Below are 13,812 nucleotides of genomic sequence, written 5' to 3'. Positions count from 1 at the left end.
CAATTTCAGCCAAAGCCACGGCAAAGTGGGTTATATGCACGTTAAAAATGTTCTGCTTTGACAAAAATAAAGTCAGTCAAACGGCTTATCACAGGCGAGTTCGGTCATTCCCTTTAAATACAACAAGCCAGCTTAAACACCAGAGTCAGGGCAAATCTTTACACTTATTGCTCTGTTCAACTGCTAAATACCTGCTTTGTTTCTGCTTTTTGTTTAAAAGCTTCTAAATTTACAGTTACACTCAATTCATATCTCTTGTCTGGAATTTGGTATGCGGGCAGCTTTTCCACCCAACGAAGTACAACGTTTAGCAACACTACATTCGCTGAATATTCTTGATACAGCACCTGAGGCGGCCTTTGATGCGCTGGTACAGTTAGCCAGTCATATTTGCCAAACCCCTTATGCAGTGATGACGCTGGTGGATAAAGACAGGCAATGGTTTAAAGCGAAGATTGGTTTTGATCATCATCAGACCACCAGAGACGTCTCTTTTTGTGCTCACAGCATCTTAGCTCCAAATACCCTGACTTATGTCTCAGATGCCAGCGCAGACCCACGTTTTGCCGACAACCCTGATGTCATCAAACCGCAAGGTATACGTTTATATGCCGGCACCCCGCTGACCTTAAGTAATGGTGTTGCGCTAGGTACTTTGTGTGTGGTGGACACCAAAGTAAGAGAGCTGACACCTGAACAACAACAGAGCCTGACACTACTAGGCATGCAAGCGGTACAGCTGCTGGAAGCGCGGCAAAAGGCTGAACTTTATTATCAGCAACAACGCACTTTAACCACTGTCATTGAAAATGCCCCTTTGCTGTTAGGTCAGGTCGATACGAATTTTCGCTACATTTTTTGTAACCACAAATATGCCGAATGGTTTGAGCTGGAACCCACTAAGATGTTGGGAAAAACTATTCTTGAAGTGTTTGGCGAAGCCCCTTTTGCTGAAGCTAAAACCTCGCTGGAACTTTGCCTGAGCGGGGAACAAGTACACTTTTATGCAAAACCGGCCAGCGGGCAGGTTTTTGAAGTCAACTTTGTGCCCCAAAAAAATCAACGTGCTGAAGTGGAAAGCATTTTGATTATTGCAGCCAATGTCACAGAAGTGCATCAGCAACAAGCCCAGATCAAGCAGGAGCATGACAGAATGGACGCCATTATCAATGGCTCCAACCTTGGTACCTGGGAGTGGAATGTCCAAACCGGAACTACTGTTTACAATCAACGCTGGTTTGAGCTACTGGGCCTGCAACAGCAGAGCTGCACTTCGGTTACCTTGTGGGCTGAGCTCACCCATCCAGACGATTTAGTTCAGTCAAAAAAGTTATTGAGCCAGCATTTCGCCCGGCAAAGCCCATATTACGACACAAAATTCAGAATGAGGCATCAGGATGGCCACTGGGTATGGATCCATGCCATAGGTAAAGTGATGAGCTGGACCAGCGATGGTCAGCCGCTACTGATGTTTGGTGTCCACACCGATGTTACTCAGGCATTAGAAAAAGAAACTGAAATACTGCAAACCCGCTCCTGGCTGCAAGCCATTATTGACTCCTCTACAGAAGCAGCACTGATTTCTGTTGACCCAAGCGGCACTATTCAGCTGTTTAATACAGGAGCTGAACGTATGCTGGGTTACAGCGCAGACGAACTGGTTGGTCAACATAGTCCAGCCTTGTTTCACGACCCGGCAGAAGTGGAAGCTCACGGCCAGCTACTGAGTACACATCATCAGCAAAGCATTCAGGGCTTTGACGTCTTTGTTTATCTGGCAAAGCAAGGTCAAAGCGAAACCAGACAATGGACCTACATCTGTAAAAATGGAGATAGAAAACAAGTACGCCTGAGCGTGTCTGCAATGCGCGATGAACAAAACAATATCCGTGGCTTTTTGGGAGTCGCTATTGACGTTACGCAGTTGGAACACTTAAACCATGCCTTACTGATGAGTGAGCAACGTTACCGTTCTATGTTGGATAACTTACCTGGTGTGGTTTATCGCTGCCGAAATGACGCCAACTGGACCATGCTTTTTATCAGTGACGAGGTTTTTGCACTGACGGGTTATAAAGCCCAGCAACTAATCCGCAGCAAAGAAATGAGTTTTTCCAGGCTTTATCATCTGGACGATGCAGAACAAGCCAATACGTTAGTGCAGCAGGCTCTGGCTAATAAACAACGTTTTCATGTGGAATACCGGCTTTATCACCAAGATGGCAGCTTGCGTTGGGTGCAGGAACTGGGTCAGGGTGTTTTTGATGAGCAAGGTGAACTGTTATATATAGATGGCTTTATCTGGGATGTATCTTCGCAACACGAAGCCTTGCTGGCCTTAAGCTCAAGCGAACAAAAACTGTCCTCTTTATATCAGATGGCACCACTGGCTATAGTGCTGAACCGTTTTAGTGATGGCGTTTTTCTTGAAGCGAACCCCGAGTTTTACCGCATGCTGGGGTACCAGAATGCCGGAGCCATGACTCAGAGGCCATCATTTGTGGATGATGCCACTATGGCAACCGAGCCGATGATGCAGCTGCAACATAATGGCCGTTATGGCCCATTGGAGCATGAATTGCTGCATAACGACGGACACAAGGTACCTGTGTCCGCCACAGGAGTGCTGATTAAAAATCACGAAGGTGAACAGCAAATCTGGTCCATTATTCAGGATATTACTGAACGTCGCCGTATTGAGCAGATGAAAAATCAGTTTGTTTCTATGGTAAGCCATGAACTGCGCACCCCTCTGACTTCTATTTCCGGCTCTTTGGCGTTAATCACTGGCGGTGTGTTGGGCCCTGTACCAGCGGCTATGATACCGATGCTCGATATCGCCAAGGACAATAGCTCCAGACTTAGCCAGTTGATCAATGATCTGTTGGATATAGATAAGTTGGTCGCAGGAAAAATGCATTTTGAAATGAGTCTATGCCTGATTTCCGATCTGCTGGAAAAAGCAGTCCAAAGCAATCAGCCTTACGCGGATAAATATGGAGTTCAGCTGCAACTCTGTGAACAAGCGGACGCCCTGGTGATGGTGGATGCGATGAGATTTCAGCAAATTATGGCGAATTTGTTATCCAACGCGGCCAAATTTTCACCTGGTGGTTCAATAGTTAAAGTACGCTCTGTGCTGGACGAGGGTCAGGTCCGGATTGAAGTGGAAGACGAAGGTCCGGGTATCACAGATGAGTTTAAAGCTTTTATCTTTGAGAAATTTTCACAGGCTGATGGTGCAGACAGCAGACAAAGCGAAGGCACAGGCCTGGGGTTATCTATAGTCAAAGAGCTGGCTGAGCATATGGCAGGCAAAGTTGGCTTTTACAACCTGAGCCCCAGAGGCAGCTGTTTTTATCTGAGTTTTACTCAAGCCAGGCAAGCCAGCCTGATCCAGCCGAAAATACTGGTGGTGGAAGATGATCCTCACGTCGCAGGCTTTGTGATGCAGTTGCTGCACAGCCAGGGTTACCAAAGCCACTGCGCTGCCACATTAAAAGATGCAATAGCTGCTTTAGATCAGGACTTATATCAGGCTGTGACCCTGGATCTGAACTTGCCTGATGGCCATGGTTCAGCTCTTTTTGCAGAATTGCGCAGCCGTAGCCACTACCAGACCACTCCGGTACTGATCGTCAGCTCCGAATCCAAAGATGATCACACTCAGCTGTTAGGTGGGATCCACGCTCTGGATTGGCTGGATAAACCTGTGTCGCCCTCTTCACTGCTTGAAAAACTGGAGCTGTTATTAGGAGCAGATAAAAACCAGAGCATCAGAATTCTGCATGTGGAAGATGACCCCCATTTAGGCCAAATATTGGCCATGCATCTGGCTGACTTTGCTTCGTCAGTACAAGCCACCAGTGTCAAATCGGCTCTGCAACTATTAAATAGCCAAAGATTTGATTTAGTGATTTTGGATATTGGCTTGCCTGATGGCTCAGGCCTGGAGTTGTTGCCTGAATTAGCGGTTCGACAGCCACAGACTCCTGTGGTGATTTGGTCAGCTCAGGAGTTAAATCAGGCGCAGCGGCATCAGGTGGATTTAGTCTTAGCAAAAAGCAGAATCGACTTACCTGCGTTACTACAGCAGTTAAAAAGCTTACTGCCGCCGTTGCAGTAGCAAGCTAAAGCTGAAACTCAGCCTGTTGAGACAACAGTCTCGTCAGGCTGTTTAGTTTAATGAGTGTTAAGAAGCTGGTTGATACAGCTGGGTTTGATTTCGCCCTGCATGTTTGGACGCGTACAAGGCTTTATCAGCCTGATCGATCAATTGATCGGTTTGATCTGTCGCTGTAGCCTGGCAAATACCAGCACTGAAAGTACATTGGAAATTCTGGTAGTCAAAACTAAAAGGTAAGCTGGCAAAAGACTGGCGGAGTTGTTCTACCAGGCCAAAAGCTTGCTGTTGATTACAATCAGGCAAAATCAGTAAAAACTCTTCGCCACCATAGCGGCCAATAATGTCGGTTTTACGCAGTTGCTGCTTTATTAAGTTGGCTAAACTGCTAATCACCTGATCCCCTGTCAGATGACCATAGTTATCATTGACCTTTTTAAAGTGATCAATATCCAGCATCACCACACTTAAAGGCTCACCAGTACGTTCACTGCGTTGCAACTCATGGCTCAGTCGCTCTTTTACTCTGGCATGTTGCAACAAGCCGGTTAAGCTGTCTTTTGTCATCATATCGGCCAGTTGCCTGGCGCGTTGCGCTCTTGCAAAAACAGCCACTATCAACGCAGTGTCAGTAATAGGTTTGGTCAGGAAATCATCACCCCCTTTTACCAGAGCTGCCAGTTGACGTTCACCGTCTGTTTCCGAAGACAGGTAAATAATAGGTACGCTAAGCCATTCATCCTGCAACCGGATCAGTTGAGCCAATTCAGGCCCTGAACAATCAGGCATCAGCACATCCAGCAAGATAACATCGGGGCGGAAACGGCTCAGGCCATCATAAATTTGTGAAGGGTCCAGTAAAATTTCTGCACGCAGGCCAGCGCCTTGCAACACCAGCGCATAATGTTCTGCTAAAAGCTGATCATCATCCACAATCAGCACTCTGAAGGCTTCACGCCGCCTTACTGCCAATAAACGCTGTAAACGGGCTTCAAGGGCTGTGGTGTTTAGAGGTTTAACAAAATAGCCCTGGGCACCTATACGCACAGCCTGCAAATGATGTGCAAAGCTGTTATGACTGGTTAACACCAGCACAGGCAAAGCCTCAGCTAAACTGCGCTGAAAACCAGCAATGTAATCCAAACCTGTTTGTTCTTCTTCAGGCAAGGAAATATCCAGGATCAAAGCATCGGGTAACTGCGTTTTCAGCGCCTGATCCAATTCGGCAATCCGCTTGTAACTTTGGATCTGGTAACCAAAAGTGGCCAGCGTCAGGGTCAGATGATTGGCTATTTCTTCATCATCTTCCAGTACGTAAATGGTCGCTTTTTGATCATGCAACAGATCCAGTTTGGCAGACGTTAGGTTCATCACCTGATGGCCGCTTTGATGGGCATACTGCACTTGCTGGAAACTGGTCATAAAACTATTAATTTTGCCAAGATCAGGCACAGAGTCTTCAGCTAACCAGTCTTTTAGTTGCAGCTCCAGATTTTTTGCCAGCTTGCCCAGTTGCGGCAAGCCGAAAGTGCCGGCAGAACCGGCTAAAGTATGGAATTTATGTTTAAGAGTCGTAACCAAAGAACGCCAGTCTGGCTGAGCAGATAAGGTAACCAGGCTACCTACCTGAGAGGCTAAAACAGGAATATCGGCTTGTAAGCGCTCCATATATTGATGGTGAAGCTTAGCCAGTTGTTGCTCTAATTTAGATTGTTCTGCAGTCATGCTCAGTCATTGTTCGATGGTAGGTGCAGTTCTACTATAACAAATGATTAAACAAATCCCAGTGAGAAATACAAATTTGCCAGGAAATTTGTGTGCTATGTGCTTAAAACAACAACAAAAATTGGGCATATCCCAAAACGGATATGCCCAAATCAGTTATAACCTGACCATTAATCCTGAAGCTAAGGCTCGGCGATAGGCCAAAAAGGCCGGAATAGCGCCCAGCAACAAAGTCAGGCCAAGCACAGCAGCAAGCAATAAACCAGTTTGGTCATGCCAAGGATTGATGCTGATAAAAAGCCCGTATTGACTGGCTAATAATTCGCGGAAGCCCCAGAGACCGGCCACTAAAATAACAAATGCAGAGCCAATGGATAATAACGCCATCAGCAGTAACTCCAGCTCTATCAGTAAAAATACAGTGGAAGCCGGAGCCCCTACAGCACGTAATATTGCCATTTCACGCTGACGTTCTTTTAACCCTGCCAATAAGGTTGTGACTATACCGACCAGAGTCGCCACTATGACTAATACGGTGATCAACAGCAGCATATTCTCCACCATACTGAGCATTTGCCACAGCTCTGCTAAAGCAACGCCAGGTAAAATGGCGGACAGTGGCTCGCCTTTAAATTCATTCAACTGCCGTTGCACCGCAAAAGTCGCCATTTTAGATTTGAGCCCCAGCATATAAGCGGTAATGACTTTAGGCTCTAAATCCATAGCCAGACTTTGTTCAGCACTAATGCCTTTGCCTGGCGCTGGCATACCACCGCCTTGCCAGCCCAAATGAATAGCTTCTATGCCTTCAAGTGGAATATGTACACTCTGATCCACAGGAGTACCTGTCGGTGCCAGAATACCAACCACTTCAAAAGGCTTATCTTTGTGCTGAGCAAAACTGATGCTACCGACACCATGCGACAAAATGATTTGCTCACCCAACTGATAACCCAGTTTCTGCGCAACGACAGAACCTAAAACGGCCTGATACACCCCAGCAAATACTTTACCTTGTGCCAGTTTCAGCGGCTGTTTTTCGCCATACTGATAAAACTTAAAATAGTCTTCGTTGGTGCCTATGACCCTATAACCGCGGTGGGAATCCCCTAAGGAAAGCGGAATACTCCAGGCTACCTGCGGATGAGTTTTTACCTGCTGATAATTCTGCCAGCCAATATTATTGGTGGCATTGCCGATACGAAACACCGAGTACAACAATAAATTCAACTGGCTGGAACGGGCGCCAACAATCAAATCGGTACCAGACACTGTGCTGGTAAAACTGCTTTTGGCTTCATGACGTATATGGTCGATACCCAATAACAAAGCGATACTGATAGTTAACGAAATCACCGTCATCAGCACTGTGCCTTTACGGTTCCATAAACTGGCTCTTGCCAACTGCATTAACATGGCTGAACTCCTTTATGTAACTGCTCCATATCCAGTTCAAACTTAAAATACGCACGCAAAGCAGGGTCATGGCTAACAAACACCACTGTGGTGCCACAAAGTTCAGCTTCGCTGAGCATCAGCTGCATAAAATTGTCTCTGTGTTTATGATCCAAAGCTGAAGTGGGTTCGTCGGCAATCAATAAAGCCGGCTGACTCAACAAAGCACGGGCTATCGCCACCCTCTGCTGCTGGCCAACACTTAATTGATTGGCTGGCGCTTGCCACAACTGCTGCTCTAAACCCAGTTTTTGTAATAGATAACGAGCTCGCTGTTCTGCCTGTGGGATTTTTTTAGCAAAAGCACTGACCAGCAAGACGTTTTGCAACACTGACAAATAAGGAATTAAGTTCAGTTGCTGAAATACCACCCCTATAGAAGAGGCTCGTAATTGATCCCGTTTAGCCGCTGACAATTCAGCCATGGACTGACCGGCGATCAAAATATCACCGTACTTACAAGGGTAAATCCCGGCCAACAAATTCAGTAAGGTGGTTTTACCTGAGCCGGATGAGCCATAAATAAATAAGTGCTGGCCCTGCTCTAATTTCAGTTGCGGTATATCCAATAAAGCGGCTTGACCCGGCCAACTGAACACCAAAGATTTGAGTTCAAGTGCCGGAATTTTCAGGTCTGTGTGCGCTGACATTACAATGCTCATGTTATGATACGGCTTCTTTTGAGACCTTATAACATAAGCAGAGGCTGAGGCTCCAATGGTTAAATCGTTATACATGGCGTTAATTCTGACTTTGGTCGCATTTACTGCGTTACCGGCAAAAGCTGAAGACTACAAGACATTGGAATGGACAGATTTATTGCCAGAAGAAGATTTAAAAAAGATGGAACAACTGCCGGAAATCAGCCATGAAGGTGGCGAATCTCCAGCTGGAGGTGCATTAAATCAGGCTTTTGGTAATCAGGACCCGGCCGCAGCGGCCTGGAATGAAGTGTTGATGTCTGCCAATGTCAAAGGCGAGCTGAACAATAAAAAAGTGAGGGTTCCTGGTTTTATTGTGCCAGTGGAATACGATGCAGACCAAAACGTCACTGCATTCTTTTTAGTGCCTTATTTTGGTGCTTGTATCCACGTGCCACCACCACCACCAAACCAGATTATTTTTGTCACCAACAAGCAAAAAATTCAGGGTGATATGATTTATTCGCCTTTCTGGATCAGCGGCACTTTAACCACTGAAACCATGAGTCATGATTTAGCAAAATCAGCCTACTCTATGAAAGCCGATAAAATTGAAGAATATACCTATGAGTAAGTGATTTCTTTCACCCAAAATAAAAAAAATCGGCTTTTGCCGATTTTTTTTATTGGTGATGAATGCTTTGTTGGCTTACTGCGCTGTCAGAGACAAAGCGCCTGATCCCGCGGCCCAGTCTGCGGCCCCTTGTTCACCATTTACAATCCACTGTACTGTGACTTTCTCCACACCAGCGGCGATAGCTGCTAAGTCAAGCGTCAATGCCTGTAAACGCGCCGGATTCTGGCAAACCAGGGTGTAATTGGCATTTAAATCTGCGTGCTGTGGTTTAGTGGTACGCTCCGCAGTTAAGTCAGAACTGATATCTGTGCCCGTGACTGTACAATGTGCCTGAGCATCAAAACTAAACCAGTTGGCCGAGGTAAAGTCTGCAATCATCTTCTGCACTAACTGGCGCTGTGTATCATCTGTCGCCTGATGTTCAAAACCCACAACGTTAGCGGTTGGAGTGGCAAAAGCCAGCTCTGCCTCATTGCCTTCCAGCACAAAAGTCAGAGTTGCCTGACCGTGAGTGTGACTGCCATGTTCTTCATGATGGTGTTCCTGAGCCACAGCAGTGCCGGTCAACAGACCACTGAGAAGCAAACCTGACATTATTGTTTTTGTATTCACTGTTGTTGATTTCATCACGGCCCACTCCAAAGCAAAAAATTCTGCTTTATCATAACCTCAGCCCCCTTAGTATAAGCGGTCTGATTTGGCTTTTTGCCGCAGTTTTTTGTAGATCCAACGGTATCAGCCCTGCGAAATTCCAATTGATCTGATTAAGAGTCCCTGCCGTATCAAAAAGCAAACTAATGGCAAAGCTGAATGGCGAAATTAATTCTGGTATTAGGTGATCAGCTCAGTCCTGCGCTTTCATCTTTACGTGACGTGCAACCTCAAGACAGAGTGTTAATGGCTGAAGTAGCCAGTGAAGCCAGTTATACCCCCCATCACAAACAAAAAATTATTCTGATTTTCAGTGCAATGCGCCATTTTGCTGCAGTGCTGCAGCAGCAAGGGATCCACGTCAGCTATATAGACTACCAGCAAAAAGTCAGCAGCCTGACCGAAGCTGTGGCCATAGAACTGGCGAGCTATCCAGAGCTGGAGCAAATTTGTATTACTGAATGTGGCGAATACAGGTTAGAGCAGGAAATTCTAAGCTGGCAGGGCTTGTTTCAACGTCCTGTATTGATGCTGGAAGACGACAGGTTTATTGCCACAAAAGCCATGTTTCAGCACTGGGCTCAAGGTCGAAAACAGTATCGAATGGAGTATTTCTACCGTGAAATGCGCCGCTATACCGGTCTTTTGATGCAAGACGGAGCACCTGTAGGCGGACAGTGGAATTTTGATGCCAGCAACAGAAAAGCCATGTCGGCTAAGCAACAGTTACCAGACATTCTCAAGTTCGAACCCGACGAAATAACCAGTCAAGTCATAGCTTTAGTGAAACAGCAGTTTGCCAACAATATGGGGCATGCAGACAGTTTTAGTTACGCAGTCACAGGCAAGCAGGCACGTCAGGCGTTTTTGCATTTTGTTGAGCATCAGTTGCCACTCTTTGGCGACTATCAGGATGCGATGCAGTTGAATGAGCCTCATCTGTTTCATAGCATTTGCTCTATGTACTTAAACTGCGGCCTGCTGGATGTGCGCTGGGTGTGCCAAAAAGTGGAGCTGGCTTATAAAGAAGGCAAAGTGCCACTGAATGCCGCCGAAGGTTTTATTCGTCAATTGATTGGCTGGCGCGAATATGTGCGGGGTTTGTACTGGTTACTGATGCCAGACTACAAAAATCGTAACTTTTTACAAGCTCACACCCCTTTGCCGTCCTATTACTGGACAGGCGAAACCAAAATGCGCTGTATGCAACAAGCCATCAGTCACACTATTGACCATGCCTATTCGCACCATATTCAGCGTTTAATGATCACCGGTAATTTTGCACTCTTGGCGGGCTTGTCCGTCGAAGAAATCTGCGATTGGTATCTGGCTGTGTATGCGGATGCGTACGAGTGGGTTGAACTGCCAAATACGCTCGGTATGGCGTTATTCGCCGATGAAGGCGTACTGGCGTCTAAACCTTATGCCGCCAGCGGTAAATACATTCAGCGTATGAGCAATTACTGCAAAAGTTGCGCTTACGATGTCAGTGAAACCACCAGCCCCACAGCCTGCCCTTTTAATGCTTTGTACTGGAATTTTCTCGAACGGAATCAGGCGTTGTTATCCGGTAATGCCAGAATGCAGCTGAGTTATCAGAACTGGTTTCGTAAATCAGATGAAGAACGTTTAAAAATCAATGAAAAAGCTCAGCAGTTGCTAATCCATCTGGAGCAGCTATGAAACGGGCTTTGGTGCTATTTAATCAAGCCATGCGCTGGCACGATAATCGGCTGCTGTCAGAACAAGCAGAATTTGACCAACTGATCGCAGTTCTGGTGTTAGACCCTGCTGAGTATCTCAGCACGCAATACGGTATACGCCGCGCCGGCCTGCAGCGCTTGCAGGCTCAACTAAAGCTCATGCTGGACTGGCAACAGCAATGGCAGGAAAAACAACTGCTGCTGCATATTCGCATTGGCAGCACCTCCAACTGCCTGCAGCAGTTAGCAGAGCAGTATCAGGCACAGAGCTTGATTGCAGCTGAACCTACAGCACCAGAGCAGTACCAGCAACTGCAGCACACAGGCTTGAAACTAAAGCTTTACGATATCAACTCTTTGTTACAGCATCAGCTAAGACCGGAGCTGGCCACTTTGCCAAAAAGCTTCTCTGCCTTCAGACGAGAACGTGAACCAGAGCTTTTGGTGCAACAGCCACAGCATTACGCTGTTTCTCCGCAGTTTTACGGCGAAGCTGAACAGGCTTTAGATACTGCCACAGCAGACTTTATCAGCCAGTATCACAATCCAGCAGCAGCTTTGCTCAGCGAAGCAGCAGCATTAGAGCGACTGATGCAGTTTATCTGGCAACAACAAGCAGTCCGCCACTWCAAACAAAGCCGCGATGCTTTGGATGGTGAATGGAACAGTAGTTTGTGGTCCTTTTATCTGGCCAACGGCTGCTTGTCCGCTTGTTATGCCTGGCAGCAGGTACTGGATTTTGAACAACAACAGATCAACAACGAGTCCACCTACTGGATCCGCTTTGAGCTGCTATGGCGCGAGTATTTTCGCTGGCAAATGCGACAGCACAGCAGCGCCTGGTTTAGTAAAAATGCCTTTCGTCCGCCGCTGGATTTCTCTGCAGCAGTTCCTGATCAACGCTTTGAACTTTGGTGCCAAGGCCAAACAGGCCTGCCTTTTGTCGATGCCAATATCAAGATGTTGTTACACACAGGCTGGATGTCAAACCGTGGCAGGCAGAATGTCGCCAGTTATCTTATTTTTGAATTACAGCAGGACTGGCGTTTAGGCGCTGTTTTTTTTGAACATCATTTGCTGGATTATGATTGTGCCAGTAACTGGTGTAACTGGGCTTACATAGCTGGGGTCGGTAATAGTGGTGCCCGGCAATTTAATCAAATCAAACAAGCTTTAACTCATGATCCACAAGGTGACTTTGTCCGTCGCTGGCTACCGGAAAAAACAGCAGTTGGCACCTTAGTGCATTTGCCCGCCCCGCAAGTGCCTGTGCAGGATTTTTGGTTGCCTTTTCTACAGCAACTGACGGCAACCCCATGATCAGTCTGGTCTGGTTTAAGCGTGATTTACGTATTGATGACCATGGCCCTTTGGCAGAAGCGGCACGACAAGGTGCTGTATTGCCTTTGTATATTATTGAACCTGATTACTGGCAACAGCCTGATACCTCAGTGCGGCAATGGCTTTTTATCGAACAAAGCCTGCAGCTGCTGGACCAACAGTTAACCACCTTAGGTCAGCCTTTGTTGGTGCTCAAAGGTCCTGCAACACAAGTACTTCGACAGTTGTGTCAGGAGTTCCCGATCGCCCAGGTCCTCAGCCACGAAGAAACCGGCAACTTGTGGACTTTCCAGCGTGATCTGGCGGTAAAACATCTACTGAAAGAGCTGGCCATCCCATGGCGACAATTCCAGCAACACGCTGTGTTTAGGGCTTTAAAAGACCGCGACTCGTGGGCTAAACAAGCGGATCTGTATTTATCCGGTGCTTTGTACCAAACACCAACAGCTTTGGCTTTTCTCTGCCATGGCCGGCAGCCGCTACAGTCTTTTAGGCCACAGAGGGCTTTGGATTTGCCCGTCTGCAGTTCAGGGCAAACCGCATTCACCCTACCCGATACAGTACAAAGCTTTTTTAACTACAGAGCCAAAGACTACAGCCGACATATTTCGTTGCCCGAAAAAGCGCAACACAGCAGCTCACGCCTGAGTCCTTACCTGGCTTATGGCCAACTCAGCCTGAGAGCTTTGCAGCAACAGACCTTAAGGCAGATTAAACAACAACCAGCTTTAAGCTTTGGTTTGTCGTCTTTTTACAGCAGATTGCGCTGGCATTGCCATTTTATTCAGAAGCTTGAATCCGACCCGCTGATTGAAACTGAGGCCTTGCATCCGGGTTATGCCCGCTTACGTAAACAAAGTTTTGATACGGATTGGTTTTGGGCCTGGTCTAATGGCTACACAGGTTATCCATTGATTGATGCCTGCATGAGAGCGTTGCTGGCGACAGGCTGGTTACATTTTCGTGCCAGGGCCATGTTAGTGGCTTTCGCTTGCTACCACTTATGGCTGGACTGGCGACCTGTGGCTTTGCATCTGGCGCAATGTTTTGTTGATTATGAGCCAGGCATTCATTACCCACAAATTCAAATGCAAGCTGGTACTACAGGTATCAATCCAAACCGAATGTACAACCCTGTGCTGCAAAGTCAGCAAAAAGATCCACAAGGGCACTTTATCAGACGCTGGTGTCCTGAATTAAGGCTGCTGCCAGATAGCTGGCTGCATCAACCCTGGCTCATGCCACTATCCTTGCAGCGCCAGTATGGATGCGTGCTGGGCTCTGATTACCCTATGCCAGTTGTGGACTTGCAACAGGCCATGCGATTGGCAAAACAGCGCATCACTGAATGCAAACAACAGCAAGACCCGCAGTGGTGGCGTGAACAAAAACGGCAAGTGGTACAGCGCCATGCCAGCCGAAAAAGAGCAACAGGACGCAGTGTTAAATCTGCAGGTAATGCAGGACAGTTGAGCTTAGATCTGAACGAATAAAGCACTGGTAGGTCTATCTAGGTTATGCTGAGTTCAGTTACCT

General features: G+C 46.9%; 9 protein-coding genes. 5 read left to right on the top strand and 4 right to left on the bottom strand.

Annotated elements, in window-relative coordinates:
- Window positions 1–271: 271 nt before the first annotated feature.
- The gene (locus P3C17_RS03320) at window positions 272–4,126 is read left to right on the top strand and encodes a PAS domain S-box protein (protein WP_300928089.1); all 3,855 of its coding nucleotides are present in this window, start codon (window positions 272–274) and stop codon (window positions 4,124–4,126) included.
- A 66-nt stretch (window positions 4,127–4,192) separates the two neighbouring features.
- On the opposite strand, the gene P3C17_RS03315 is transcribed toward P3C17_RS03320, so the two are convergent.
- From P3C17_RS03315 to P3C17_RS03305, 3 genes are all read right to left on the bottom strand, one after another.
- On the bottom strand, window positions 4,193–5,848 hold the full coding sequence (locus tag P3C17_RS03315) for a diguanylate cyclase (RefSeq protein WP_300928088.1): 1,656 nt from the start codon (window positions 5,846–5,848) through the stop codon (window positions 4,193–4,195).
- A gap of 156 nt (window positions 5,849–6,004) precedes the next feature.
- Entirely contained in the window at window positions 6,005–7,264 is a 1,260-nt protein-coding gene (locus P3C17_RS03310) for an ABC transporter permease (protein WP_300928087.1), read from the bottom strand.
- The gene (locus P3C17_RS03305; RefSeq protein ID WP_300928086.1) at window positions 7,258–7,953 is read right to left on the bottom strand and encodes an ABC transporter ATP-binding protein; all 696 of its coding nucleotides are present in this window, start codon (window positions 7,951–7,953) and stop codon (window positions 7,258–7,260) included. The genes P3C17_RS03310 and P3C17_RS03305 overlap by 7 nt, the downstream gene beginning before the upstream one ends.
- Before the next feature lie 67 nt (window positions 7,954–8,020).
- On the opposite strand from P3C17_RS03305, the gene P3C17_RS03300 reads away from it, so the two are divergent.
- Window positions 8,021–8,578, top strand: coding sequence for a DUF3299 domain-containing protein (locus P3C17_RS03300; protein ID WP_300928085.1), 558 nt, complete (start codon window positions 8,021–8,023; stop codon window positions 8,576–8,578).
- Window positions 8,579–8,653: 75 nt separating this feature from the next.
- Here P3C17_RS03300 and P3C17_RS03295 read toward each other — a convergent pair whose 3' ends face one another.
- Window positions 8,654–9,175, bottom strand: coding sequence for a DUF2796 domain-containing protein (locus P3C17_RS03295; protein WP_300928084.1), 522 nt, complete (start codon window positions 9,173–9,175; stop codon window positions 8,654–8,656).
- Window positions 9,176–9,391: 216 nt separating this feature from the next.
- On the opposite strand from P3C17_RS03295, the gene P3C17_RS03290 reads away from it, so the two are divergent.
- From P3C17_RS03290 to P3C17_RS03280, 3 genes are read left to right on the top strand one after another with little or no spacing between them, the layout of a single operon-like run.
- Window positions 9,392–10,915 (top strand): cryptochrome/photolyase family protein, encoded by a 1,524-nt coding sequence (locus tag P3C17_RS03290; protein WP_300928083.1) that lies wholly within the window; start codon window positions 9,392–9,394, stop codon window positions 10,913–10,915.
- The gene (locus P3C17_RS03285) at window positions 10,912–12,255 is read left to right on the top strand and encodes an FAD-binding domain-containing protein (RefSeq protein WP_300928082.1); all 1,344 of its coding nucleotides are present in this window, start codon (window positions 10,912–10,914) and stop codon (window positions 12,253–12,255) included. The genes P3C17_RS03290 and P3C17_RS03285 overlap by 4 nt, the downstream gene beginning before the upstream one ends.
- Window positions 12,252–13,769 carry an FAD-binding domain-containing protein gene (locus tag P3C17_RS03280; protein WP_300928081.1) on the top strand — a complete coding sequence of 506 codons (1,518 nt, stop codon included), beginning with the start codon at window positions 12,252–12,254 and terminating at the stop codon, window positions 13,767–13,769. Before P3C17_RS03285 ends, P3C17_RS03280 begins: the two co-directional genes overlap by 4 nt.
- Window positions 13,770–13,812 lie beyond the last annotated feature (43 nt).

It is taken from the genome of Rheinheimera sp. 1928-s (assembly GCF_029269265.1).
GTDB lineage: Bacteria > Pseudomonadota > Gammaproteobacteria > Enterobacterales > Alteromonadaceae > Pararheinheimera.
Note: the sequence above shows the minus strand (reverse complement) of the source record. Positions and strands in the feature narration are given on the sequence as shown.